Source organism: Peribacillus sp. YIM B13477, assembly GCF_042787955.1.
Taxonomy (GTDB): Bacteria; Bacillota; Bacilli; order Bacillales; family DSM-1321; genus Peribacillus; species Peribacillus frigoritolerans.
Genome location: NZ_JBHZPD010000005.1, coordinates 1 through 24,910, shown reverse-complemented (window position 1 = coordinate 24,910; position 24,910 = coordinate 1). Strand labels below are relative to the sequence as shown.

Here is a 24,910-nt window from a genome sequence, read left to right as displayed (position 1 = left end):
TTCCTGACGCTACCCCTTAAAGTGGAGTTATTGTTTGTTTTTTCTATATAGCTATAATTAACCTATAGATAACTCGTTCATTTGAGTTGATAAGATTGGATGGTGTTTTATTTGCGAAGAGAAGTAGAATTTACACGAGCAAAATTTATTATGACGAAAGACGAACTTGGTTATGGTGACGTTTTGGAGGATTTTGCTACGGCAGAATTTATATATATTGTCACATACAATATCTCAAAATGGATTGAAACATTGCTGGAGGAACTAAAAGATACCCCAGAAGATACCGAAATTAAGGTGTTTACGAATATACCTAGTAGATTTAACGAATATACGCAGGAATGGGCATCAAGAAATGCAAGAACACTAATAAATATCTATGTAGCAAAATTAGATCCCGAAAAATTCAATGAGAAATTTAAAAGTCATTTTGTGTTTAACAATCATGCAAAAATTATCATGACCAATAATATTGCGTATATTGGTTCAGCAAATTATTCGTCGGAATCAGCCAATAATTTTGAAGCTGGTGTGATTATCGAAGACGAACAAGCCATTCTTCAAATAAAGGATATCATTGATGAAGAAATTGAGAGTAATGCGGAATCATACTATGCTTATGATATGCTTCCCTTGATTTTTCTCGCACGGGAGCTAGAAGAAATCAGAACTATCCTCAGGGAAAGTATTTGGGGCTTATGGGAATTCCATGGGATAGAACAGGGCGAATATTATAAAGGTGCTAATATTTATATAGATACAAAGATTGTTGAATCATTTGAACACTTTCAAGAAGAATTAGAAAGTACTGTATCGGGGTTGATTCGAGAAATTGAAAGTAACTCGTCTAATAGAGAATTAACGGATGAGGAAGAAGAACTAATCGAGGAGTTAGCGAATCTTCAGGAGTTAATTTGCGAATATGAGATAGATCCAGAAGTCATTGAGTTTCTAGAGTTTGATGAAGTTGGGTATATAGATGACCTAATGCAAGAAAATGTGATTTATATGACAGAAGATGTTTTAAATGATTATGTACAAGATTTTACCCAACAAGCATTTGAAATTAAAGATGAACGAGCTACTAATGCACAGGATGGGTTTATCGCTTTTGATTCCTTTTTAATACAAGCCACTCAAAAGATGATGGATAGGGTAGATGAATTACGAGGAATAATTAATGAACGAATTGATAATACACGCTGATTACCTATTTATTAAAATACTATGCTATATTCAAAACATCTTTATTTCAATAAAGAAAGTTGCTGTGCTAGCTCTTTGCTTATAGTAGCAGGTGCTTTAGTTCATTAACAAGGGTTGCTGCGGCAACTTTTTTCTTATGGCACTAACGGGGCAGTTTAGTTCAAGAATGCTGTTTGATCTTTGTTTAACAATTGGGCCATATAGTTGAAGAACCATTTTTAATAACTACCTTTAAAAACTTTTAAATTTCCATTTTTTGTGTAATAATTAGGAAAATACATTTGTTAAACGCGATGATGAGGAAAGTAAGTCAACCATTATTTTCTTACAGAGAGCTTTGGTAGCTGAAAAGAAGCAGAAAATAGTTGATTGAAAATGGCCTTTGAGCAGCAAAGTCGACTTTCAGTTGATGAATTAGACCTTGACGAGATTTGGCACTCGTTATAAATGTCAAAGTATAAGAGTGATTCATTCTCTCCGTACTTATTGAGGCTGATAATGTGAATTATTAGTGAATTAAGGTGGTAACACGAGATATACCTCGTCCTTAGGCAAGCAAATTGTCTATGGGCGAGGTTTTTTTAATTTAAGGAGGAAGAAATATGACCATTTTTATTGGAGGAGCATGGCCATATGCTAATGGTTCACTGCATTTAGGGCATGTAGCAGCCTTATTACCAGGAGATATTTTAGCAAGTTATTACAGACAGAAAGGAGAAAAAGTGCTTTATGTTTCAGGAAGTGACTGTAATGGAACACCAATATCGATACGAGCAAATCAAGAAAATACGACAACTGAAGCAATTGCAAACCTTTATCACGAAGAATTTGTAGAGTGTTTTCAAAAGCTAGGGTTCTCCTACGATTTGTACACTCGTACAGATGCCAAACATCATCACAAGTCAGTACAGACCATATTTTTAAAATTGCTTGAAAATGGCTATCTTTACAAAAAGACGATTGAGCAGGCTTATTGTGAAACGGATCATCAATTTTTACCAGATCGTTTTGTAGAAGGGATTTGTCCGAATTGCGGCGAGAAAGCAAGGAGAGACCAATGTGATAATTGTTCTGCCATTTTAGATCCACTTGATATAATCGATAAGCGTTGTAAGATTTGTGGGAACCAGCCCACCATTAAAGAAACGGAGCATTTTTATTTCTCGTTTAGTCAATTCCAGAAACAATTAGAAACATTTGTGGGGAAGGCGCAGCAGGAAAATAGATGGCGTGAAAATGCGATTTCTTTAACAACTAGATATTTAAAAGAGAGTGTACCCGACCGAGCTGTTACGCGTGATTTGCCAAACGGTGTTGAAGTTCCTATATCAGGTTTTGAAGGTAAGAAAATTTATGTATGGATTGAAGCAGTGGCAGGTTATTTAACTGCAAGTATAGAATGGGCGAAGCAAAATAATGAAAATATAGAAGATTGGTGGAATAGAGAAACCACTTCTTATTATATTCATGGGAAGGATAATATTCCATTCCATACGGTCATTTGGCCTTCTATTCTAATGGGCATCAATAATCCTGCTTTACCAACACATATAATTTCGAATGAGTATTTAACACTGGAAAAGCGTAAGCTATCGACGAGTCAAAATTGGGCAGTCTGGGTTCCATATATTTTAGAGAGATATGATGCTGACTCAATTCGATATTTTTTAACAATCAATGCACCTGAAAATCGAGATACTGATTTTTCATGGCGTGAATTTGTATATAGTCATAACAGCGAATTACTAGGTGCATATGGTAATTTTGTCAATCGCACGTTAAAGTTTATCGAAAAGTCTTATGATGGTAAAACACCAGAAGGTAAGATTAATTTAGAAATTAAAGCTAAAATTGGTCAGCTTTATGAAGAAGTTGACTCACTAATTATGAATGCTCATTTTAAAAAATCTTTAGAGAAAATCTTTGAATTTGTTCGATATGCAAATAAATATTTTGATGAGCAGAAGCCATGGATTCAAATTAATGAAGAAAAATCCTTATGTGATAATACAATGGCAAATTGTATCTATATCATTTCAAATCTTGCACAAATTCTTAATCCTTTTCTTCCTTTTTCAAGTAAGAATGTTAAAGAAATGTTAGGTTTAAATGAACTAAGATGGGAGGAAATTGAAATATCTTCTATGTCTCTTAAAGGAATTAAACCACTTTTTAAAAGGATTGATTTAGAAAGAATCGATGAGGAATTAAAGAGATTAAATGAAGGAATTTTATAAAAGTAACGGTATCAAGTTATTCCATTAAAGGGCGCGATTCTTTAATAAGTATCGATTTTCTTAATGAACTAACGGGTGCGTTAGTTCCTTAAGAAAAAGTAAAAAAAGTCGATTCCTTAACGTTGAACTGACCCCATAAAGTTAGACAGGTTATTTCGTTAGGCAGCCCGTTGGGCATGAGCTCGGTATTGTACCGGGCCATGCCTTTTAATTTGCCTTGATTCGTTTGTTTTTATAGTATTCTATATATTTTGCTAGTTCTTGTTTCTAAGGATCATTTCGTGAGAAAAGCCCGCCTCTTCAGCACGCATTGCAAAAACTGAAGAGCCGGACTTAACATAAGTTGAAATTATTTCACTTCTACCCATCCGTTTTTAATAGCTAGAACAACAGCTTGTGTACGGTCGTTTACTTCCATTTTTTGAAGAATGTTCGTCACATGGTTTTTTACTGTTTTTTCACTGATATATAAAGTTTCGCCGATGACACGGTTGCTTTTTCCATATGCTAAAATTTGAAGAACTTCACACTCGCGTCGAGTCAATAGGTGAAGCGGTCTTCTGATCTCTACAGCATGCACTGAATCACGATCAGTAGCTAAACGGCGATATTCCTTGACTAGATTATGTGTCACCTTCGGATGAAGGTATGAGCCACCATCTGCGACTACACGAACAGCATCAATTAACGCATCTGCGTCCATTTCTTTCAACAGATAACCTTGTGCTCCTGTTTTCAATGCATGCTGTACATAGTTTTCATCATCATGAATCGATAAAATGATGACTTTCGTTTCAGGGTAACGGTTTACAAGCATTTTAATTGCTTCGATACCGTTCATATTCTGCATGTTGATATCCAGGATAACGACATCTGGTTTGTGTGTGCTAACAAGATCCATAGCCTTGCTTCCGTCATCGCCTTCGGCAACAACATCAAAGGATGATTCAAAATCTAATATACGCTTAACGCCTTCACGGAAAAGCTGATGGTCATCGATAATGATGATACTAGTCTTCAACGGCTTCTTCCTCCTAATTTATATAAATGCCTATTCTCTAAAATTTATAAATTGATAGGGAATTTCTTTTCAGCAGCATTTACAAAGAATAGCATATTTTTTCGTTTTGGGGATAATCCTTTTTCTTAGCTTGATGGCGATACCCTAGAGTAACTAAACTGTAAACGGATTGTTATACAAATAGCATTGTTGGAGGAGACTTCATTGTATATAATTAATCCTCGTTAAGGAGTGTTGAAAGATGATAAACGTAACAGTAGATAAGTTAAAATTCAAGAAACAATTATCGATGCTTGAACAAATCACACTGAAAGATTTTCTGTATACCTGGGTAGGTAGCTCAAGCAAGGGATTGGATAACTTTTTTCACCTTGAGTACACAGAAGATGTATTTGCCAAAATAGAAAAAATGACGAATGACACCGATTTGTTGATTTCTGATGATGAGTATTTCAGATACATAACATTGACGGAAGATAATCAATTTGTGATAGGTGTTTTAGATATGAATTCAGAATTAAAACATAGAATAATTTCACTAGATAAGTTTAAATAATTCTTCGTTTTCTTTAACCCATACAAAAAGAGGCAGCGTGGTACGTTGTCTTTTTTATTTGTTCACTATATGTCACTGTTTGTTATACCTTGGATAATGATATTAAACGAGAAAAAATATTAAAAGGGCCAGATGTAAAGAAGGAATACGTTCTACAAGATGCATAAGATGAGATAGTACGAAGTGATTACTTTATTGCGAAAACCGACCAAGGAGAGTATAGGATAAATTCTTCCTTAATTCGTTATATACAGGTTTTGCATGAAATGCATTGTTATAAATACCATACTGACCATCAATTGCTATTGAGTAAATAAAAGGTTATTTCTTTGCATAGTTTTCTTAAATTTTGTTGAATAACTTGAATATGGGAGAGAAGATTAATGTCAGAAACGTATCGTTCTCGTCAGGAACGAAAACAAGTGGAAAAAACAAAACAAGATCAAAAAAAAGATAAAAATTCCCCTAAAAGAAGGTCTTTCTTGAATAAAGTTTTACTTTGGTTTTTACTGTTAGGTGTTGTTTCAATTGGAATAGGGGCAGTTACGGTTGCAGCAATGATTAAGGATGCACCTAAAATAGATTCTTCAAAACTAGTCGATCCGCTTTCTACCAAATTATACGATAAAAACGGGAATTTCCTTTACGAATATGGTAAAGAAAAGCGGACAAAAATTGAGTATTCTCAAGTTCCAAAAATGTTGGAACATGCTTTCATTGCCACGGAGGATGTACATTTTTATGAACACAATGGCATTGATATAAAAGGAACTGCGAGAGCAATCTCCAAGAACCTAATAGGGGATTTCGGATCTCAAGGCGGAAGTACCATTACACAGCAGGTCATTAAAAACTCCTTTTTGTCACCTCAGAAAACAATAAAGCGGAAGGTACAGGAATGGAGCTTGGCCTATCAGCTTGAGCAAAAGTATTCCAAACATCAAATCTTAATGATGTATTTAAATAAGATATACCTTGGAGACGGGACATATGGTGTAGCAGCTGCCGCCAAAAATTACTACGGAATCGATGCCGATCATCTAAATAAATTAACGCTTCCGGAGGCCGCTATGTTGGCGGGGCTCCCACAGAGTCCAAGTAATTACGATCCCACTGAACCAGAACATGTGAAAGCTGCAACAAATCGTCGTAATATTGTTTTAGAAGCTATGTATAAACAAGGGTATATTACGAAAAAGCAATTGGAGGATGCAAAGAAGGTTTCAGTTACAGCAGGACTTGTTCCAAAAACGAAACAGCAAGGAATGCCGTACGAGGCGTTTTTGGACGCTGTTGTAAAAGAAGTTGAAAGAAAGCTGAAAAATGTAGATATCAGTTCGGATGGATTATCTATTTATACGACGCTAGATCCAAAAGCTCAGACCTATGCGGACAAAATAATGAACACCGATACGATTATTTCTTATCCAAATGACAATTTTCAAGGAGCCTTCGTATTTTCAGATACAAAAACAGGAGAAATTCGAGCTATTGGAAGCGGTCGAAACCAATATAAAGCTTCCTTCCGAGGCAACAACTTTGCGGTTGATATTAAACGTCAACCAGGATCTACTTTCAAGCCAGTCTTTGATTATGGTCCGGCTATTGAAAATTCAAAATGGTCTACAGCACACCAAATTAATGATCATGAGATAACCTACTCAAATGGTCAGTCTATTTCTAACTGGGATCATCAATATCACGGAATGATGTCGATTAGAACAGCACTTCAATGGTCATACAATATTCCAGCACTTCTTACCCTTCAAGATGTAGGGATGGATAAAGCACAAAATTTTGCAGAAAATCTGGGTATTACTTTTAATAATAATAAGGTGTACGAATCATATGCGATTGGAAGTAATACGGTTAATCCATTAGAGTTGACAGGAGCATATAGTGCTTTTGGAAATAATGGTGAATACAATACACCACATTTTGTTCGTAAAGTTGTCTATCCTGATGGCAGAGTTGTTAATTTAACTCCAAAGCCAAAACGTGCTATGCATGATTACACAGCTTATTTGGTGACGGATATGTTACGGACAGTCGTAAAATCTGGTACAGGAAAAACAGCAAATGTCCTTGGACTAGATGTGGCTGGAAAAACTGGCACAACCAATTTTGACAGTAAAACCAGAGCACAATATGGATATCCAACCGGTGCGGTAAATGATAGTTGGTTCGCTGGTTATACACCGCAATACACTATGGCGGTTTGGACTGGATATACTAAAAATGGTCCAGGAAATTATATGGATGGAAATTCAACTAAAATCTCGCACCAAATGTTTAAGGCCATGCTGGAAGCGTTTGGAACAGACCAAAGTAGCTTCCAGCAGCCTAGTGATGTATACCGGGTGAATAATGAACTGTTCATTAAAGGTGCAAATCCTGAAGAAGCTCCACCAGTTACAAAAAATAATAAAGAAAAATCATTGGATATTGGTGGAAATAAAGAGGGTAAAAAACATAAACAAGAGGAAAAGCAACACAAACAAAAGGAAGAGAAGCATAAACAACAAGAGGAAAAGAAACACAAACAACAAGAGGAAAAGAAACACAAACAACAAGAGGAAAAGCAACACAAACAATAAAGATTTTAGGATGGAATCGCATTGGTTCCATCCTTTTTTATGATACACATAAGAGATTGTGAGGGTTTCTACTTAAACTAACGGGTGCGTTAGCTGAAGATCGGAGCTGTCTTTAAGGCAGCTTTTTCTTATGGAACTATCGGGGCAGGTTAGTTGAAGAAGAAAAAAATTTATAACCATAAGGAAGACTTATGGTTATAAATAATAACTTTAAAATTTCCTTATCATTCCAATTGGCGTAAAATTGGAAATAGCAAAAGTAATATCCATTTGAAGTCAAAGGAGAAGGATATAAATGCCCTTTATTTTTAAATCAATTGACCATATTCAGCTCGCTGCTCCTAAAGGTAGTGAGGAAACTGCAAGAAAGTTTTTTAAGAATATTTTAGGTTTTGACGAAGTTGAAAAACCTGAAGAATTAAAGAAACGTGGCGGGGTTTGGTTTGAATTTGGAAATTATCAAATACATATAGGAATTGAAGAACCATTTTATCCAGCCAAAAAGGCACATCCTGCTTTTGAAATAGAAAATATAGAGGAATTAAAAAAACATCTGGTAACAAACGGGATTGATGTTATTGAAGACGATAAACTTCCAGGAGCTAAAAGGTTCTATATTTCCGACCCTTTTGGTAACCGTATGGAATTGTTAGAGTGGATTAAAGAGTAAACACTTTCATTGCAAACAAACGGGTGCTTTAGCTTAGGATCGGAGCTGTCTTTAAAAGGCAGCTTTTTCTTTATGCAACTATCGGGGCAGGTTAGTGAAAAAAGGTATAATCAATTAATCAAGAATATGAGTAACACGAGGTGAAAAGTAATGTATCAATTCCAACACGAGGTACAAAGAAAAGAAAAGGTATATAAGGTATATGTCATTTTATTTATTATATCCGTATTGATAAATGTAGTTTTATTCTTTGTAGATGGTAGTATCCTTCGTGGAATAGTCAGTCTCTTAGTTTTTTCTATTGTCCTTCACTATGGTTTACGAAAAAAAGTCTGGGCGGGATTAATCGTAAAATGTATGGTATGGATACATATAGTTTTATTGTTTATTATGTTTCTAACTATGATAATTAAAGTTATACAGTAAGTACCTTTCTCAACTCCCATGAAAATTAAAAAAGCTCAAAATCCAGAAATAATCACAACAAAATAGACCCAGTAAAAACGCTTTTTAAAAAAAGGCTGAGCCTTATGAGTGATCTGATTGAGTTTTGTTAATCGTTAAACAAAAACCTCCAATTATAGCAAATTAAGTAGAGGCTAGCGCGACGACCTAAAAAGGATTAATCTCCCATGAGTGCTACCCATAAAGGGCGCGACAGTCGGTGGTACACCGTGGCCGTCGGAGTCAGACTAACGGATGGGCTCAAAGGCACCATAGTTCAACGACCTTCTTCGCCAGCCATTAAAACATTATCGACATAGAGACCAATTTTCATTCTCTGTGGTGAAGCGCTGATTTTTGTGCTTCATGGATGGCTAACGGGTGCGTTAGCTGAAGATCGGAGCTGTCTTTAAGGCAGCTCTTTTCTTATGGAACTATCGGGGCAGGTTAGTTCATTAATAAACTGTTATAATTTGGAGATAGGTAGTGCATGAAAGAATATGCGAGGAAATGGGAGACAATTTAGTGAATAAAAAAATGGGGCTATTGGGATTATTGGGGTTATTGTTATTTATGTTCGGTATTTACATTTCACAATGGAATCTTTTTGGTATGGTGATTGGTATTGGTGGAGGTTATGTTATGGGGTTTAGTTCATTCAAATTATTTAATTAGTTATTAAACAAACGGGGCAGGTTAGCTCAAGAACTAAGAACGAAAGTGAAACTTTAAATACAAACAAACGTGATAAGGGAAAGGAGTAATTTTTTTGAAGCAAGTAATTTTTTACATCCTCCTTATACTATTTTTAGCAGGATGTAGTAATGTTCCACACAATACAGGTTTAGAAAAGTCTATTTTTTCGATTGTAGAAGATAAAAATAATAGTGAGATAAGAATTAACTCATTGACGACTTTCGATTGGGAAAAGGCATTCATATTTACACCTTATAGTACCCAAGAAGGAATAGAAGAACAATTAGGTGTAAATTTTAATGACCCAAGTGATATCGACTGGAGAGACGATATATATCTATTAGTTTTCTTGAACGATGATAAGGTTGTTCAATATATTGAAGTAGATAGGCAGGGTGCTGATTTCACAATAGAGGAAAAGAAACATCTAACACCTTCTGATGATTTAATAACTATTGAAAGGTATTAAAATAAAATTCTCACTTAAGGAGCTAAGATGCTTTGCTTCAATAAGGAGCTAGGCATTTTTAATTTGACTAATGAAGTAGGATTGTAATTAAAGTAACGGGTGCGTTAGCTGGAGATCGGAGCTGTCTTTAAGGCAGCTATTTCTTATGGAACTATCGGGGCAGGTTAGTTCCATAAAATTATTTTGTTGATTTTAGTAAAAATTGGATCGGATACTATAAAATGTAATATATTAAAAGCATACTTTTGGGGTAGGTGCAAAGTGAAATTAAAAATATTGTTGGTTGTAGTTTCATTTATTCTTACGTATATTACTTTTAATACTCCGGGGATAAGTGAAATGTGGTCTTCATCGGGTGTTTTTGAGGTATGGAGTTTTTGGTTATTAATTATGATTTTTTTCTTCTACATAAAGAAAAAAGATTGAATTTCTTGTTCAACTAAAAGATGCAAGAGTTGAAGAAGGTGCATTACTTCAATAAGGGAGTTGCTTTGGCAGCTCTTTTTCTTATGGAGCTAACAGGGCAGGATAGTTGAAGATAAGCTGGAACTATTTTGTAATGTAAACGTCTAAATTTATGGAGGTGTATGATGAAAAAAATAATAAATTTTACTTCTCTTTTTGTCTTTATGGTGTTATTGGTCGGATGTATTGGGGAAGAAAAAGGACAATTATCAAGAATAGATGTTCAAAAAATTGATACAGAAGGAAAATACGAAGATGTCGTAATGATAACAGATAGAGAATCAATAGAGCTGCTAAGGCAGGCATTTGAACAAATCAAATGGGATGATAAAGTGGTTAAAATGGCTAGAAACCCAGACGTAGAAGCTACTTTGTTTTATACTTTTGATGAAAATAAACCTGAAAGACTTTATGAATATGAAATTTGGTTTAATGAAAGTTCAGGTACAGCAACAATTATTAGCAATAATGAAAACGAAAGTTATGGAGAGTTAGATAAAGATAATGCACAAGCCCTAAAAAATAATTTTCTTAATTAACAGTAACAGGTGCTTTAGCTGAAGATCAGAGCTGCCTTTAAGGCAGCAGTTTTTTCTTTATGGCACTAACGGGGCAGGTTAGTTGAACAACAAAAGGAAGGAGAAAGAAAAAATGGCTTCGAATGAAAGAAAAATGATGGATAATGCCTTGAAAAAAGTTGTGATACCAGTTTTAAGAAAACTAGAATTTAAAGGCTCATTACCTCACTTTAGAAGAAAAAATGAAAATAACATAGATTTAATTACTTTCCAATTCAACAGATGGGGTGGTTCATTTATTGTTGAATTGGCGACTTGCCCAACAGAAGGTGTAACAATGTATTGGGGTGAACAAATCCCTCCTAACAAAGTTACTGCCCATCATATAAACAAACGTTTAAGGTTAGGAGCAGAATCGGAAGACGAAGATGGGATATGGTTTGATTTTGAGAATGCAAAAACAGAAGAAGATTTTGAGAAAGTTGCTTTGAGTGTTTTAGGTTTATTTAATACATCAGACCGTTTATGGATTTCCAAGTTAATCAACTAACGGGTGCTTTACTTTTTTATTATTAGGAGCTGATCAGCAGCTCTTTTTCTTATGGCACTAAAGGGGCAGGTTAGTTCAATAAAGAAATGTAATTTCATGTTAAAATATGTAAGGTGAGTGTGAATCAGGCATATAATAAGGTGAAAATAACAAATGATGGGAGGGGTAGCCCTGTTTATTTCAGTTCTATTTATCTATTTTCCTATTGCTATTTCATTACTAAGTATTTGGGGTTTGTTTTGGGTAATCAAGAACAAGAGAAAGATATATATTTCTCCATTAATTCTTGTAAATTTAGGTATCATAACGCATCTTATTGGATTGATGTTAATTGGGGGATTTGCAGGAATGGGAGTAAGTATGGTAGGTGCAATTATACTTGGAATAAGCCTGATAATCTGAGTTTTAATATTAATTACAGATTTAAATAAGAAAAGAAAATTGAAAAGAACCCTTTAATTGATTAATGATGTTCTTCTTAAATTAACGAGTGCTTACTTCAATAAGGAAGGTTGCTGAGGCAGCCTTTTTCTTATGGCACTAACGGGGCAATTTAGTTAAATAAGAAAGCAAAATTAATCCTTTCCTTCTGCTCTTGATACTAATAATGATAGAATCATTATATACATATATATCCATACAATCGTTAATAGAGAATACCCTTAAATAGATCTTTAAAAGGAGTGAGGTTAGATGATTGCTATTGTTATGCAAGTAATTTTAGCAGTTTTTATTTTAGTCGGAGGTTTCATAAAACTTTTACGTATCCCGTTTCAGGTTGAACATTGGCAGCATTATCAATATCCATTATGGTTCATGTCTGTAATTGGATTTATTGAACTTATTGGAGCAATAGGAATGATTGGGGGTATCTGGAATAGATACTTGGGTATTGGATCAGGTGTATTGTTTGTACTTATCATGATAGGAGCCCTACATGCTCATATTTTTCGAGCGCATCAATCTATTGTAATGATTATTCCTGCAATGATCTGTTTAATATTATCTATCATGGTGATTATCAAGAACTTAACGTTCGCTTAAATTTGTTCACAATTTTGGAGAGTTTAATAAAACTTATAATTTTACTTCCTCTATTTATGTTAATCCCCTACTGAATCAGCCTTTGAGGGGCTTTGTGAATGTTCTTGTTGAACTAAAAGTTGCGTTAGTTCATTAATACTTATTTTTAACACCGTCCGAATAAAGGGAACAAATAGGTGGGTGCAAATATGGATAGACGCAAGAAAAATAAAAGAGATACATATAAAATTCAGCATGAGTATAGAAAGAAAATGAGAAAAGAAACAAACAATAAAGAGACTAATTTAGAAATGATGATTGTTGCTATAATTCTTTTTATATTAGTAATAGCAGCATGGATATTTTCTCTAAGTTGAAAGGGTTTCATAAAAACTTAAATCCTTATGGAACTACGGGTGCGTTAGTTCTTTAAGGAAGGTTGCAGAGGCAGCCTTTTTTTATGGCACTATCGGGGCAGTTTAGTTCATTAAGGAACCTAATAAAATATATGGTATTATATGTAATAAGATACATAAGAGAGACTACCAAGGGAGAGTTATTAATGTTTCCAATATTAGAGACAGAAAGACTATTACTAAGAGAAATAACAAAAGAGGATGCAGAAGGTATTTTTGCTTGTTTTTCTAACCACAATGCAACACGTTATTATGGACAAGAAACATTACAGAGTATAGAACAGGCAGAGAAGTTCGTTGATTTCTTTTCAAAAAACTACGATGAAAAAAGAGGCATACGTTGGGGGATTGAAAGAAAAGAGACCAAAGGTATAATTGGAACAATTGGCTTTAATGCTTGGTTGCCTAAACATAAAAGAGCAGAAATAGGATATGAAATCCATCCAGATCAGTGGAGAAAAGGATATACTTCAGAAGCAATATCTAAAGTTCTTTCATATGGCTTTGATGTTATGGATTTAACTCGTATAGGTGCTGTTGTATTTATTGACAATGAAGCATCTAATAATTTACTAACTAAAATTGGTTTTCAAAAAGAGGGAGTTTTGAAGAAATATATGCATCAAAATGGTGAAGCACACGATACCTATGTCTATTCATTACTTGAAAGTAATAAGTAATTAAAGTTCTTCCTCCAACAGGTTAGTTAGTTTAATAAAGGGTTGCTGCGGCAACCTTTTTCTTGTGGAACTAACGGGGCAGGTTAGTTGCACAAGGATTATTTATTATCGTTGAAGAATATATACTCATAAATAGTACAGGTTGAGGAGAGATATAGGTGGATAAAGGCAAATTAGAGTTAATAAAAGTTGTGAGTTTAGCTGTAATTGCAATTAGTTCAGCAATAATAGCCTGGAGAATGGGTAAAGTTGTTAATTACTTGTATGACTTAGTTATGTTATCAGGAAATGGCTAATTCCTTTCTTTCCAGGCCTTTTCTTAATTAACTAACGGGTGCTTTAGCTTAACAAGCCAAATTAAAAAGTCGTTTCCTTAGCGTTGAATTGACCCCCTAAAGTTAGACAGGTTATATCGTTAGGCAGCCTGTTGGGCATGAGCTCGGTATTGTACCGGGCTCATGCCTTTTAATTTTGCCTTGATTCGTTTGTGATTATAGTATTCTATATATTTTGCTAGTTCTTGTTTAAAGTGTTCCACACTTTCAAATTCTTTTAGATAAAGAAGTTCCGATTTCATGATACCAAAGAAATTTTCCATAACAGCGTTATCGTAACAATTCCCTTTGCGAGACATACTTTGTGTAATGCCACGTTCCCTAAGGGCATCACGGAATTGTTTCATTTGATAATGCCAGCCTTGATCTGAATGAATAAGGAGAGTATCGTCGTCTGTTAAGCGTTCAAAAGCTTGATCTAACATCGTTGAAATGAGTGAGTAGGTTGGTCTTGAACCGATTGTATACGTAATGATTTCTCCATTAAATAAGTCCAATATCGGCGATACATATAGCTTTTCTCCAAATAATTTAAACTCTGTAATATCCGTAACCCATTTCTCATTTGGTTTTTCAGCTTTGAAATTGCAATCTAAAATATTTAGTGCAATCTTGCCCACAGTTCCTTTGTAAGAGCGATATTTTTTCATACGGACAAGACATTTTAGCCCTAGTTCTTTCATGATACGTTGTACCTTTTTGTGGTTTACTTTGTGTCCGCGATTTCTAAGTTCATCACGAATACGTCGGTAACCAAACCGACCTTCATGTTCATCGAAAACAGATTTAATCAATCCTTTCAGTTCTGCATCTGGATCAGGACGACCGAAGTTTTTCACCCAATAGTAATACGTGCTACGCGGAATGTCTGCGAGCTGTATAAGTGCTTTCACCGAGAATGCATTCCTTAATTCATAGACTACTTGTGCTTTGTCTTGTTTGGTGATTTTTCCTTGTTTTGAACTAAGGCATTCAACTTTTTTAAATAGGCATTCTCCATACGTAAACGTTCATTCTCCGCCTGTAAAGCCTCTATTGATCCTTCATCGGGCACTTGAGAATTTGATGTCTTATTATTTTTATTTTTCATGGATGGACGCCCCTTTTTCTTTGATTGTAGGGCATCAAATCCTCCTGTTTCATAAGCAATTTTCCATTTTCGAAGTGTTTCATAAGATGGAATATTAAAAATCGCCGCTGTTTCCCTGATAGACGTCCCGTGTTCGTTCATATAATTGAGTACATCTAGTTTAAACTGTGCGGGGTAGGGTGTATAGCGTTTTTCAAAAGCATCAACACCAAAAAGTTCAAATTGTTTAATCCACTGATGGAGCAAACTCGGATGAACACCAGTAGATTTAGCAATAGTTTTTCCTCCCTCATTACCATCTATATATTGTCTTACTGCCTGTATTTTTTCTTCTGAAGAAAATCTCGCCATAAAAAAACTGCACCTCCAATTGTTAGTTGTGTCTAACAATTGGGGTGCAGTTCACGTACAGGAATTCGACTTTTTTAGTTATTCATATTCATAATCACGGAACATATCTGTATGATCAATGTTTTTTGTAGCAATTATTTCAACATTTAGATTGCCGATTTCAGTTCCTTTAATATATTCTTTTAAAGAGAATGTATCCTCGTCTAATTCTTTATCTACATTAATAGGAATAAGGAATATAACACTTTCTTGAACTTCCATTGTATCAGTCGCTGCATATTGGAATTTATCACTTCTGTCATCATGGGTTGGATTATACAAGTAAACCTCTACATCCATCTCCACTTCAAGATTAACTGCAACAGTGATGTTTCCTCCATATATATCAACTTCGACTAATTGGATATTATTCACCTGCCCGTACATAGATGGGGAAACATATCCACCCATAAAATAATCATCATGTATATCATCGGGTTGAAATTCTGACAGATACTGATGAGTTTCAGAAATAATTTTTTCAGTGAATAATTTGGTAACTAACTCTTGCGCTAACCCTTTATTTAATTCTTCATAAAGTTTATCAAACAACTCTTCAGACAATTTAATTGAATGTAATTCATAAAATAAATTCTTTACCCTTTCATCATTATGTACAAGAAAATCATGGACAGTTTTGTAAGCAATCAGATTATTATTACTGATTTCCGGGTGCAAATTATAAGGCTGCTCTCCTGGGCTTTTTTTCGCTTCATCATCCCCAAATTCTCTAGTATTGTTAGAAATAAAATAGCAATCATCTAATTTGTTTTTTTTAATGTAGATTTGATAAGAATACCAAATAATAGCATCTCTTATTTCTTTTTTAGTTATCGTTCTTTTTTGATCTTTATTATTTTTCATTTCTGTTTTCTTTATAAATGGAGCTTTTTCATACATATCAATCTCTACAATATATTTTAATACATCACTATCATACAGAATGATCTCCATTTGTTCAGCATCTTGTATTTCATCGAACCTTGAGGAGAAATCCTGTAATACCAAGGCCAAGTCTACATCAACTTCAACTTTTTGCTTTGCCATTTCTAAAAATGTACTAATTTTAGCAAATGACTCACTTATAATATTAATTTCTTTTTCTAGGAGGTTTTTATGTGCTCTTAAAATTTCCTCATATACTGTATCATTTATATATATTTTAACATCATCATGTTTTGCTAAACTTAGGAGTATTCGATTTTTCCCTTTTATAAGGAATGGATCTTTGTAAAATGCGTTTGAATCCAAAAAGATATTCATCTATTGCTACCTCATTTTCTTAACTTTCTACCTAATATTATATCTTGCTGAAGATAGATTAAGTAGTTCATATTCGAGTTTAACCAAAAATCCTGATGTGATAATGTAGAATTTTTTCATGTTGGGGTACCACCAGCAAAACGCGAAAAAACCACGCTAAGGATTAAGTTCATTCAGAAAAGTTATTTCAAAAAGTACTTTAAAGAAATTACATATGTCAAAATAAGATAATTCACCTTTTGACATACAGATTAGAGCTATCATTCTATGTGTCATAAAGTATGCTTTTTGACAGTAGCTACAACATGAAAAAAACCTTACATCTGTTTAAAAACTTTAGCATGTTATTCGATTAAAGGGCCAGATAATTGAACAACACCTTCAAAGAAAACTGGATATTTATTAAGCAGAATTTATTTAAAGACTGTTCATTGTAAAGATTTCCAGTATATTGAAAAGAGTAAATAAAAAGGAGTGATTGAATGAAATTTAGTACGCTGAAACAACTTTTAGTTAATATCGTAAAAAAAGACCTGAAGCAATCTACTACAGGTATTTATAGGAGGAATTTTAAGTGTTACTTACCTGAATATCTGTTAGATGACAGTGATTATCAAGCTATTCTAAAGTTGGTTTATGAGAGCGAAGAGATAAAAAGAACAGTTACTTATAGCTTATTCTTACATAAAATAAATACGTTTATAGAAAAAATCCTAAATAAAGAGGGAGAAAGCCGAGATATTAATATCTTAATTGATGATTTGAAACAAATGCTATCTCAATTAAAAAAATTTACAGTATATGTTCCAATTAAAGGGTTACGTCTCAATAGTATAACAATACCAATTTATGATTATATTAAGGTTGTTGAACCACAAGCAGTTGCTCCATATAAAAAATATGATGAGGCAGATATATGTTTACTTGAACTAGAAGTCAATGCTTGTGATTTTGAAAAGGCAATGGAGATCGGTGCAGATATTGCACAAATATTTATTAATTTTATTAGATATGTAGACTGTCAAACTTGGAATGAGGAAGAGCTAAATATTAACTTACTTGGAATTGAAGCACAGGGGCATGGAGTATATATTCATGCTATGGAAAAAGGAGATAAAGGTCTTTTTAGTTCAAGACTAATTGAAGGGGAAAATTTAAGTTATGATATTGATGAAGATACAATTAAAGACTTATTTGATTGTGGACTAGAAGATTTTGGAGAACTCTTACATAAGAGGTTGAATTTTAGTGAAAACGAAATTGAAACTAAGGTAATAAGAGCGCTGGAATGGTTTGGACAATCTCGCCTGGAACTTGAAGCACCTTCTCGTTTTCTAAAGTTAATGTTAGCAGTAGAGAGTTTAGTACAGACGAATTCTGTTGATCCAATTACACTTACTTTATCTGAACGGGTCGCATTCATTTTAAAAACTGATATAGAGGGAAGGATATCACTTTTTAGTGATATGAAGAAGTTATATACGGCAAGGTCTAAGGTAGTACATCATGGTAGTAGTAATATAAATTATGATCAACTTTATTCACTTGAGAATATTGTATGTGACTTAATTAAGGCTTTTTTAATTGAAGATAATTGGAGTTCAAAATCTAATACTGAAGAACTTGAGCAATACTTTACAAAATTAAAATTTAATACTGGAATAGCCTTAACGTTGTAAATCCGCGTTTTGCTGGCGGTACCCCTTGTTCAGCAATCGGGCGCGATTCTTTAACAGGGGTTGCTTCGGCAGCCTTTTTCTTATTGTACAGGAAATCGATTTTTTGATTTAAAATTGTCGGTTGTACCCCTTAACGTTGTATATCCGCATTTTCCTGACGCTACCCCTACATGGTAACAGAAAGGTAAGTATAGCGTTAATCTAAAATCCAAACGTAAATTGTAACATATCGGTTTTTATTAGGGGAGGGTTATTTTTTTAACCCTCCCTAACTTTTGGTAAACCTTGTATTATTGAGACAATTATTGAATATTCATTTTCGACTGAAGGTTGTTGCTACATAAAATAATTTCCGATTAGTTAGTTATTCATACGAGTAAAGGAGGGTTTCTAAATGAGTAATCAAATGTCTGTACAGTTTCAGAGAGTTATAAATTTTAACGTGAAAGGTGAGAGTGTTTCTGATTATTGGTGTGTAAATATAGGGGATGACAATAGAAATCATTCATTTTTTTATGAGAATTTTGAGGATATTATTGAGGATTGGAAAGAAGAACAAGTTATAGAGAGTTTGAAAACATTTGAAATCCTAGAGGATTTTATAGAGGGTTTAGAATATCAAAAAGGTTTTTACTATCCTTCTAAATCTAATGAAAGTATTTGGGTAGAAATACAAACTTCTAAGCAAAATGAATCTTTTAGACTATCCTCTTAATTAAGCACGCTTAAAGTACAGCATTACTAATAGATGAATTTGTTTAAACTTGATAACCTCAATAGACCATTTTTAGGTTAGTCAATGCCAGGAGATGATAACAAACAAAAAAAGGCCTAGTATTCCAGACCTCTTTTATAATCACATCCGATGCGTGAATCAACTACCTTTTGGATTTATCTTTTATAGTTTTTGCTATTGCTAAAAAAATGATGATGTTAATATAGAAGTAGCTATTAGAAAAAATTATAGGAGTGAAGGACAATGAGTGTACATAAAGCCCTTACGTTACATGCTCAAAAACAAAATCAACTTTTTACTGAATTTTCCCTATTAGACCAACAACGTGAAGATTATATTCAAGAAGCTATAGAATTATGTAAGGCTGAAAAGGATTTTACAACAGACCATATTAATCAAATCACTATGCAAATCAATGTTCTTGCAAACCAAAGGCTAATACCTACTCGTAAATTAGTTACCCCAGAAATGGTTCATTCATATGTGGAGTCATTAAAGTAAAATAATTTACTGATCTCTTAGTCGTAAGAAAAAGCACCGAATATCGGTGTTAACCCTCGACCTCCTAATCAAATATTAAAGATAATTTATAGCCCCCAGAAATGAGGGTTTTTTTCTTTTGAGCATGATCTCGCTCATTTCTTTTCCTTCTTTTCCATTTTATGCAGGATGATAGAGCAAATAATCGTATAGACTGCCAATATCAAAAAATAATAACTTGGATAATCCTCATATTTTTCAATCGCTGAAAATGTATATATTGCATACAGCACAATTGGAATAAACAATAATAATCGAAGTTTCCACAAATAGTTGCCAAACATGATATCCCCTCCTTAAACGCCCATAATTGCGTTGTACTGTGTTTTAACACATTAAATACATAAGCCCTTACTAATAATATTAGAACGCCGTGGCGGTACGTTTAAATGGGTCGTTTTCATTTAAAATGATTGAAAATTAATATTCAAGACCAAAATATAACAACATCGAACCCCCAATCCTTGGGGGCTCGCTCGGGACGTGCCATTCCATTCGGTTTGGAAGACCGTCAAACCCAATGAATTTGAGTAAGTTTCTTGGAGAGATAAGGTATCAATTCCTTAAATTCCCTTCGGTCAGACATTTACCATTGACACCCGCCATGTTTGTTTGTTCTCCCTGGGGTAGAGTCAGGAAAATGCGCATTTACAACGATAAGCATTTTGATACAAGTCTTATGAGACATTATATAGCCTAATTTAGAGGTACTTTGAATGTGTCTCAATAGGTTCTACTCTATTGAGATTGTGAATGATAGTACTTAAACTATCGGGGCAGTTTAGTTGAATAAGAAATTTTGGATAATTATAGTAAATGTATACAAGAATAAGTATCCAAAATTAAGGAGGATTTCTTATGATATTTGATAATCTAAATAAAACAATTACCTCTAAAAGGCTAGTACTAAGACTGTTTCAAAAATCTGATGCAGTAGCTGTTACTAAACTTTGTAATAATTATAATATTTATAAAAATACATTGTACCTACCTTATCCATACTCTATAGAGGATGCTTTATCATGGATTGAGCATCATCTTGATAATTTTAATGCTAATATATCATATGAATTTGCTATAACAGATAAGGAAAGTGGAGAATTATATGGAGCTATAGCGTTATCTAACAACCAAAAGTTTAATAATGGTGAAATAGCCTATTGGATTGGTGAAAAATTTTGGGGAAATGGATATGCTACAGAGGCAGCGCAAGCTATATTACATTTTGCATTTGAAGAAAAGCAATACCATAAAGTATTTGCTCGTTACTTTAATTCAAATCCAGCTTCAGGAAGAGTGATGCAAAAATTAGGCTTGAAAAAAGAAGGGATATTAATTGACCATGTGAGGAAAGAAAATCGATTTGAAGATCTAGTATATTATGGAATTATTAACTCAGTAGGATTATAGATTATACTGCTTATTTGTAATCGGTTCCGTTTTTGGGTGGAGATATGCTGAATTATTCGCCAAATGGTGGACCGACGGTGAATTAATGGGTTCAACCAGAAATATCTGGCTGCACTTATTCTACTAAAGGAAGGTTGGGTGAGGCAGCCTATTTCTTATGGCACTAACGGGGCAGTTTAGTTGAAGAAGAAAAACGAATAATGCGTGTATTTGAAGCAAAAAGCGACGGAGGGGTAAAGTGATGAAATCGTTTGTTACATCAGCTTTAAGTGCAATCATAACAGGGATTTCAGACGCAAAGAAGGAGAAAATTAGTTTTACTATTACTTGTTCAGAATGCGGATGTCTTGGAGAATTAGAAAATTATTTTTCAAAAGAATCTGGGGATATAGCAGTTGTTAATGGTGACGGAATCGGCGAAAACATTGTATCAATTCGATGCAACAAATGTGGAAATAGAATAGTCAGTTCAGAATTTTAATGCACAGTTCGAGACTGTTGAGAAGAAAGTACTTGAGCTAACGGGTGCGTTAGCTCAAGATCGGAGCTGTCTTTAAGGCAGCTTTTTCTTATGGAACTAAAGGGGCAGGTTAGTTCAACAAAATTATGATTTAACTCAAAAACTACGATTTTTATAAGTGTAGCTTGATTCAGGCTTATATCTAGAGAATCCAAATATTAGTATGATACAGTAAATATAAGGAATTTATAGATACCATAACGAGGTGGGACGAGAAATGATAAAGGGTCTTTACGAGGCACATTTACCTGTAAGTAATCTTGAAAACTCAATAAAATTTTATAAAAAGTTAGATTTAGAAATTGCATATCAAAATGATAGATTAGCTTTCTTCTGGATTGAGAAAGGTAAAAGTTGGCTTGGTCTTTGGGAAACAAACCATGTAGAAATTCCGTACCATCCTTCAATACGACATGTAGCTTTACAAATAGATATAGAGGACATAACATCAGCAAAAGATTGGTTAAATAGTAAAGGAATCGAAATTCGTACAACCTTTGACTTAACTGAAGAACAACAACCTTTAGTTCTTGATAACAATCCACAAGCTCACGCAGCTATTTATTTTGATGACCCAGACGGAAATGCTCTTGAATTGATTGCTCCTTTAAGATTGGACTTTGAGGAATACTTTGGAGACATGTCATTAGAGGATTGGTATAGACGAAATACTGCTCACAACTGATTCTGCTTCAAGTAACGGATACTTGAGTTTAACAAGGGATGCTGAGGCTATCCTTTTTCTTATGGTACTCACGGGCAGAATATAAAAAATAGCAAGTGTAGAGAACTAGACTATATGCAGCAATTATTAATAGGGGGAAAGAATTTGATTACTCATTTCTCAGATTTAGAATTAATAACAGTATCTATAGAAGGTGTAAAACAATGCTACGCTAACCGGCTGCAGCTCCCAATTATATCTGAATCTAAAGACTTTATTCGGTTTCAACTTACGCCATTTACGACATTAAGTTTTAAAGAAGCGTATGAACCCATTCCACCAGCGCACTTTGCTTTTCAAGTTCCATATTCTCAATTTGAAGAAGTAGCATCTTTTGTACAACAATCTGGATTATTGATTTTAAGACAAGAACATGGTCAGTTTATCGACGAAACGAATGGGAGAAAAAATCTATATTTTCGTGATGGAGATGGTCATCTACTCGAAATTATTGCACATGATTATGTAAATGAGGATGAAATAAACACATCCGGTATGTTAAAAACAATGTATTTAAGAGAGGTTGGATTTCCTGTGGAGTCGGTCCCGAATTTTCGAGATTGGTTGAAAAGTGACTTGGGAATGAAAACGGAAAAAGATCAAGATATGTTTAACTTTGTAATAAGTGGAACAGCACATGCAATAGTTGTTTCAAAACAAAGACCTTGGATCCCTATTGCTATGAAGGCATTACCAGCAAAGATGGTGGTGACATTCGGCACACCCAATAGAAAGTTTATTAATGACCTATCCAAAAAAATTGATAACTCTTTTTTAGACTCTAAGAAACTATTTTTAACTAGGGATAATTATACTTTTTGTATTGAACATTCTCCTGAATTTAATGCCTCATTGGTTGAAAATTTAAATTTACCTATTTAAACCAATGATTATTACCTTAGTTGAAGAATGCTGATTAATCTTTATTCAACAATTGGGCCAGATTGTTGAGTAAAGGAAAGGCTGATTTATGTTAAACTAGCAGGAAGGTAAGATTAGTTAATGGAGTTAAAAACTGTAAAAAATTACGGAACATAAATTTTTAGTCTATGTTTCTAATGAAAGGTGGGCATATAAGACATGTCATATCAAGTTCTAACGGATTCTGACGTTTTGAGATTGACTAGAATGAAACCCGTCATTGAAGCAATTGAGCGTGTTTTTCGTGAACAAGCAAACGCAACCCTTGTTTCACCACCTCGATTTCAATTGGAGACTGAGAATGGAAGCTTAGTTTTCACTGCTGGCGCCGCAACGGAGACTGAAAAAGTTATAGGCTTTCGAGTTTACGATACCTATTCAAACGATCATTCGGGTCACGAACAACTGGTATCTGTGTTTGATTCCGTGACAGGTGTATTCAAAGGCGTTATTATTGGCAATTTACTTGGTGCCCTTCGCACGGGCGCAATTGGGGGAGCTGCCATTAATGTCATGTCTCGGTCAGATGCTGAACAGCTAGCGATAATTGGAACAGGTATACAAGCTCGCACTCAGTTAGAAGCAGCTATAGCTATTCGTGATATTAAAAGGGTTATGGTTTACAGTCGCAATGATAATAATCGAAAGAAGTTTGCCGAAGAAATGTCTGAAAAACTTGATATGGATGTAATTTCTATGGATTCACCCAAAAAGTGTGTGGAGAAGGCAGATATCATCATCTGTGCTACAAATAGTCGTTCACCAGTGATAGATGCGGATTGGTTAAAACCGGGTGTACATATCAATACTGTTGGACCAAAATCGATGAATGGTCATGAGTTGCCCATAGAAGTAGCTGGTAAAAGTTCCGTAATTACTACAGATTCCCTTGAACAGTTACGTGCCTATTCAACACCTCACTTCTTAGCCAATACTCCTTATGAACAGAATATTGTACAGCTTTCGGACATTATAACTGGAAAAACACCGGGTAGAACTTCAATCAGTGATGTTACATTGTTTTGTTCCGTGGGACTTTCTGGAACTGAAGTGGTTGTTGCACATGAGATAATGAAAATGTCTGAAAAATAAACAGTGATTTGAAATACCATAACCTATATGATTTGATAAATCTTCCATAATTGGACGTGTTTCTTTAATAATAATCGCTTTCCTAATGAACTAACGGGTGCGTAGCTATAGATCGGAGCTGTCTTTCAGGCAGCTTTTTCTTTATGGAACTATCGGGGCAGTTTAGTTGAAGAAGACCCGTTTGAAATATGGTATAGTTTATTAAGTTCAGTTTGAAGTTTCATAGGGGGAACTTAATGTCAAATAAGTTGAAAAATGTAATGGGATTATTTTTTGAAAAAAAGATACCTAATAAAAAGAATAATTTATTCTTAATTCTCAATTTTTTAAATTTCATTATACTCACGGTTGATTATTTCACAGATATAGAATTAACTTGGTTATTTATAGTTGTGACATTAGCAATACTTGTACTTTCTTTTTCTATACATATTGATGAACGAAAGTTAAAGATGCAGAAAAGGTAATAAATAATTTCTGTACTTGTACTACAATAAGGTGCTTTACCCTTAATTTGGGAGGTTGCAACCTTTTTCTTACGGAACAAACGGGGCAGGTTAGAAAGATTGTGAAGGGCTGTACTTAAACTAAACCAGCCAATAGTTTGTCAACATTTTTCAATAAACACTTAAAATGTTTCATGTTATACTAAATTTGCGTAT

27 protein-coding genes, 1 pseudogene and 1 other annotated feature are annotated in these 24,910 nt (G+C 34.1%); of the genes and pseudogenes, 23 read left to right on the top strand and 5 right to left on the bottom strand.

Going from position 1 to position 24,910, the window contains the following annotated elements; translation table 11 throughout:
* Positions 1-111: 111 nt before the first annotated feature.
* The gene (locus ACFX4H_RS15975) at positions 112-1,206 is read left to right on the top strand and encodes a phospholipase D-like domain-containing protein (protein ID WP_377435833.1); all 1,095 of its coding nucleotides are present in this window, start codon (positions 112-114) and stop codon (positions 1,204-1,206) included.
* 284 nt (positions 1,207-1,490) lie between these two features.
* Positions 1,491-1,758 (top strand) — a binding site (T-box leader).
* Between the two features lie 50 nt (positions 1,759-1,808).
* Positions 1,809-3,443, top strand: coding sequence for a methionine--tRNA ligase (metG, locus tag ACFX4H_RS15970; RefSeq protein ID WP_377435832.1), 1,635 nt, complete (start codon positions 1,809-1,811; stop codon positions 3,441-3,443).
* A 158-nt stretch (positions 3,444-3,601) separates the two neighbouring features.
* Here metG and ACFX4H_RS15965 read toward each other — a convergent pair.
* Positions 3,602-3,710: pseudogene (locus tag ACFX4H_RS15965) on the bottom strand (IS3 family transposase); the annotation flags it as partial.
* 82 nt (positions 3,711-3,792) lie between these two features.
* Positions 3,793-4,464 (bottom strand): response regulator, encoded by a 672-nt coding sequence (locus tag ACFX4H_RS15960; RefSeq protein ID WP_377435831.1) that lies wholly within the window; start codon positions 4,462-4,464, stop codon positions 3,793-3,795.
* 241 nt (positions 4,465-4,705) lie between these two features.
* On the opposite strand from ACFX4H_RS15960, the gene ACFX4H_RS15955 reads away from it, so the two are divergent.
* The 12 genes from ACFX4H_RS15955 to ACFX4H_RS15900 all read left to right on the top strand — a co-directional run bounded on the left by ACFX4H_RS15955 (position 4,706) and on the right by ACFX4H_RS15900 (position 13,844).
* The gene (locus tag ACFX4H_RS15955) at positions 4,706-5,020 is read left to right on the top strand and encodes a hypothetical protein (RefSeq protein WP_377435830.1); all 315 of its coding nucleotides are present in this window, start codon (positions 4,706-4,708) and stop codon (positions 5,018-5,020) included.
* A gap of 383 nt (positions 5,021-5,403) precedes the next feature.
* Entirely contained in the window at positions 5,404-7,617 is a 2,214-nt protein-coding gene (locus ACFX4H_RS15950) for a transglycosylase domain-containing protein (protein ID WP_377435829.1), read from the top strand.
* A 295-nt stretch (positions 7,618-7,912) separates the two neighbouring features.
* On the top strand, positions 7,913-8,287 hold the full coding sequence (locus tag ACFX4H_RS15945) for a VOC family protein (protein ID WP_098937224.1): 375 nt from the start codon (positions 7,913-7,915) through the stop codon (positions 8,285-8,287).
* A gap of 969 nt (positions 8,288-9,256) precedes the next feature.
* On the top strand, positions 9,257-9,406 hold the full coding sequence (locus ACFX4H_RS15940) for a hypothetical protein (protein ID WP_253350062.1): 150 nt from the start codon (positions 9,257-9,259) through the stop codon (positions 9,404-9,406).
* Positions 9,407-9,500: 94 nt separating this feature from the next.
* Positions 9,501-9,896: a membrane lipoprotein lipid attachment site-containing protein gene (locus tag ACFX4H_RS15935; protein WP_377435828.1), complete on the top strand. Its 396-nt coding sequence runs from the start codon at positions 9,501-9,503 to the stop codon at positions 9,894-9,896.
* A 590-nt stretch (positions 9,897-10,486) separates the two neighbouring features.
* The gene (locus ACFX4H_RS15930) at positions 10,487-10,900 is read left to right on the top strand and encodes a YhfM domain-containing protein (RefSeq protein WP_377435827.1); all 414 of its coding nucleotides are present in this window, start codon (positions 10,487-10,489) and stop codon (positions 10,898-10,900) included.
* 112 nt (positions 10,901-11,012) lie between these two features.
* Entirely contained in the window at positions 11,013-11,429 is a 417-nt protein-coding gene (locus tag ACFX4H_RS15925; protein WP_268565484.1) for a DUF4304 domain-containing protein, read from the top strand.
* Between the two features lie 153 nt (positions 11,430-11,582).
* A complete protein-coding gene (locus ACFX4H_RS15920) occupies positions 11,583-11,831 on the top strand; it encodes a hypothetical protein (RefSeq protein ID WP_377435826.1) in 249 nt (82 codons plus the stop codon).
* Positions 11,832-12,122: 291 nt separating this feature from the next.
* Positions 12,123-12,473, top strand: a complete 351-nt coding sequence (locus tag ACFX4H_RS15915; protein WP_377435825.1) for a DoxX family protein — start codon at positions 12,123-12,125, stop codon at positions 12,471-12,473.
* Between the two features lie 188 nt (positions 12,474-12,661).
* Positions 12,662-12,829: a hypothetical protein gene (locus ACFX4H_RS15910; protein ID WP_275727201.1), complete on the top strand. Its 168-nt coding sequence runs from the start codon at positions 12,662-12,664 to the stop codon at positions 12,827-12,829.
* Positions 12,830-13,014: 185 nt separating this feature from the next.
* Positions 13,015-13,548: a GNAT family N-acetyltransferase gene (locus ACFX4H_RS15905; protein WP_377435824.1), complete on the top strand. Its 534-nt coding sequence runs from the start codon at positions 13,015-13,017 to the stop codon at positions 13,546-13,548.
* Positions 13,549-13,706: 158 nt separating this feature from the next.
* Positions 13,707-13,844: a hypothetical protein gene (locus ACFX4H_RS15900; RefSeq protein WP_157830938.1), complete on the top strand. Its 138-nt coding sequence runs from the start codon at positions 13,707-13,709 to the stop codon at positions 13,842-13,844.
* A 119-nt stretch (positions 13,845-13,963) separates the two neighbouring features.
* On the opposite strand, the gene ACFX4H_RS15895 is transcribed toward ACFX4H_RS15900, so the two are convergent.
* Positions 13,964-15,324 (bottom strand): IS3 family transposase gene (locus tag ACFX4H_RS15895; RefSeq protein WP_328138876.1). Its coding sequence is split into 2 segments (ribosomal slippage): positions 13,964-14,868 and positions 14,868-15,324, totalling 1,362 coding nucleotides; the frame shifts between segments, so codons are not numbered across the junction.
* Between the two features lie 78 nt (positions 15,325-15,402).
* Positions 15,403-16,626, bottom strand: a complete 1,224-nt coding sequence (locus ACFX4H_RS15890) for a PIN domain-containing protein (RefSeq protein ID WP_328138875.1) — start codon at positions 16,624-16,626, stop codon at positions 15,403-15,405.
* Between the two features lie 482 nt (positions 16,627-17,108).
* On the opposite strand from ACFX4H_RS15890, the gene ACFX4H_RS15885 reads away from it, so the two are divergent.
* The 3 genes from ACFX4H_RS15885 to ACFX4H_RS15875 all read left to right on the top strand — a co-directional run bounded on the left by ACFX4H_RS15885 (position 17,109) and on the right by ACFX4H_RS15875 (position 19,542).
* Positions 17,109-18,305 (top strand): hypothetical protein, encoded by a 1,197-nt coding sequence (locus ACFX4H_RS15885; RefSeq protein ID WP_328138874.1) that lies wholly within the window; start codon positions 17,109-17,111, stop codon positions 18,303-18,305.
* 394 nt (positions 18,306-18,699) lie between these two features.
* A complete protein-coding gene (locus ACFX4H_RS15880) occupies positions 18,700-19,020 on the top strand; it encodes a hypothetical protein (RefSeq protein WP_377435823.1) in 321 nt (106 codons plus the stop codon).
* Positions 19,021-19,284: 264 nt separating this feature from the next.
* On the top strand, positions 19,285-19,542 hold the full coding sequence (locus ACFX4H_RS15875; RefSeq protein WP_095396634.1) for a DUF2533 family protein: 258 nt from the start codon (positions 19,285-19,287) through the stop codon (positions 19,540-19,542).
* Between the two features lie 134 nt (positions 19,543-19,676).
* On the opposite strand, the gene ACFX4H_RS15870 is transcribed toward ACFX4H_RS15875, so the two are convergent.
* Entirely contained in the window at positions 19,677-19,865 is a 189-nt protein-coding gene (locus ACFX4H_RS15870; RefSeq protein WP_328138871.1) for a hypothetical protein, read from the bottom strand.
* Positions 19,866-20,439: 574 nt separating this feature from the next.
* Between ACFX4H_RS15870 and ACFX4H_RS15865 the strand changes: the two genes are divergently transcribed.
* From ACFX4H_RS15865 to ACFX4H_RS15840, 6 genes are all read left to right on the top strand, one after another.
* Entirely contained in the window at positions 20,440-20,991 is a 552-nt protein-coding gene (locus ACFX4H_RS15865) for a GNAT family N-acetyltransferase (protein WP_328138870.1), read from the top strand.
* A gap of 241 nt (positions 20,992-21,232) precedes the next feature.
* Entirely contained in the window at positions 21,233-21,472 is a 240-nt protein-coding gene (locus tag ACFX4H_RS15860; protein WP_328138868.1) for a hypothetical protein, read from the top strand.
* Between the two features lie 256 nt (positions 21,473-21,728).
* Complete coding sequence (locus ACFX4H_RS15855) at positions 21,729-22,196, top strand: VOC family protein (RefSeq protein WP_328138867.1); 468 nt, start codon at positions 21,729-21,731, stop codon at positions 22,194-22,196.
* Positions 22,197-22,340: 144 nt separating this feature from the next.
* Positions 22,341-23,117, top strand: coding sequence for a VOC family protein (locus tag ACFX4H_RS15850; protein WP_328138866.1), 777 nt, complete (start codon positions 22,341-22,343; stop codon positions 23,115-23,117).
* A 198-nt stretch (positions 23,118-23,315) separates the two neighbouring features.
* Entirely contained in the window at positions 23,316-24,248 is a 933-nt protein-coding gene (locus ACFX4H_RS15845) for an ornithine cyclodeaminase family protein (protein ID WP_377435822.1), read from the top strand.
* A 236-nt stretch (positions 24,249-24,484) separates the two neighbouring features.
* Positions 24,485-24,715 (top strand): hypothetical protein, encoded by a 231-nt coding sequence (locus ACFX4H_RS15840; RefSeq protein WP_328138864.1) that lies wholly within the window; start codon positions 24,485-24,487, stop codon positions 24,713-24,715.
* Positions 24,716-24,910: the final 195 nt, after the last annotated feature.

What these genes read in the sequence shown, in the direction of transcription:
- ACFX4H_RS15920 (WP_377435826.1), top strand. Translation starts at nt 11,583, where the DNA reads ATGATGGGAGGGGTAGCCCTGTTTATTTCAGTTCTATTTATCTATTTT.
- ACFX4H_RS15890 (WP_328138875.1), bottom strand. Translation starts at nt 16,626, where the DNA reads ATGAATATCTTTTTGGATTCAAACGCATTTTACAAAGATCCATTCCTT.
- ACFX4H_RS15840 (WP_328138864.1), top strand. Translation starts at nt 24,485, where the DNA reads ATGTCAAATAAGTTGAAAAATGTAATGGGATTATTTTTTGAAAAAAAG.
- ACFX4H_RS15885 (WP_328138874.1), top strand. Translation starts at nt 17,109, where the DNA reads ATGAAATTTAGTACGCTGAAACAACTTTTAGTTAATATCGTAAAAAAA.
- ACFX4H_RS15945 (WP_098937224.1), top strand. Translation starts at nt 7,913, where the DNA reads ATGCCCTTTATTTTTAAATCAATTGACCATATTCAGCTCGCTGCTCCT.
- ACFX4H_RS15870 (WP_328138871.1), bottom strand. Translation starts at nt 19,865, where the DNA reads ATGTTTGGCAACTATTTGTGGAAACTTCGATTATTATTGTTTATTCCA.
- ACFX4H_RS15925 (WP_268565484.1), top strand. Translation starts at nt 11,013, where the DNA reads ATGGCTTCGAATGAAAGAAAAATGATGGATAATGCCTTGAAAAAAGTT.
- ACFX4H_RS15930 (WP_377435827.1), top strand. Translation starts at nt 10,487, where the DNA reads ATGAAAAAAATAATAAATTTTACTTCTCTTTTTGTCTTTATGGTGTTA.
- ACFX4H_RS15875 (WP_095396634.1), top strand. Translation starts at nt 19,285, where the DNA reads ATGAGTGTACATAAAGCCCTTACGTTACATGCTCAAAAACAAAATCAA.
- ACFX4H_RS15880 (WP_377435823.1), top strand. Translation starts at nt 18,700, where the DNA reads ATGAGTAATCAAATGTCTGTACAGTTTCAGAGAGTTATAAATTTTAAC.
- ACFX4H_RS15905 (WP_377435824.1), top strand. Translation starts at nt 13,015, where the DNA reads ATGTTTCCAATATTAGAGACAGAAAGACTATTACTAAGAGAAATAACA.
- ACFX4H_RS15910 (WP_275727201.1), top strand. Translation starts at nt 12,662, where the DNA reads ATGGATAGACGCAAGAAAAATAAAAGAGATACATATAAAATTCAGCAT.
- metG (WP_377435832.1), top strand. Translation starts at nt 1,809, where the DNA reads ATGACCATTTTTATTGGAGGAGCATGGCCATATGCTAATGGTTCACTG.
- ACFX4H_RS15865 (WP_328138870.1), top strand. Translation starts at nt 20,440, where the DNA reads ATGATATTTGATAATCTAAATAAAACAATTACCTCTAAAAGGCTAGTA.
- ACFX4H_RS15955 (WP_377435830.1), top strand. Translation starts at nt 4,706, where the DNA reads ATGATAAACGTAACAGTAGATAAGTTAAAATTCAAGAAACAATTATCG.
- ACFX4H_RS15845 (WP_377435822.1), top strand. Translation starts at nt 23,316, where the DNA reads ATGTCATATCAAGTTCTAACGGATTCTGACGTTTTGAGATTGACTAGA.
- ACFX4H_RS15915 (WP_377435825.1), top strand. Translation starts at nt 12,123, where the DNA reads ATGATTGCTATTGTTATGCAAGTAATTTTAGCAGTTTTTATTTTAGTC.
- ACFX4H_RS15855 (WP_328138867.1), top strand. Translation starts at nt 21,729, where the DNA reads ATGATAAAGGGTCTTTACGAGGCACATTTACCTGTAAGTAATCTTGAA.
- ACFX4H_RS15950 (WP_377435829.1), top strand. Translation starts at nt 5,404, where the DNA reads ATGTCAGAAACGTATCGTTCTCGTCAGGAACGAAAACAAGTGGAAAAA.
- ACFX4H_RS15860 (WP_328138868.1), top strand. Translation starts at nt 21,233, where the DNA reads ATGAAATCGTTTGTTACATCAGCTTTAAGTGCAATCATAACAGGGATT.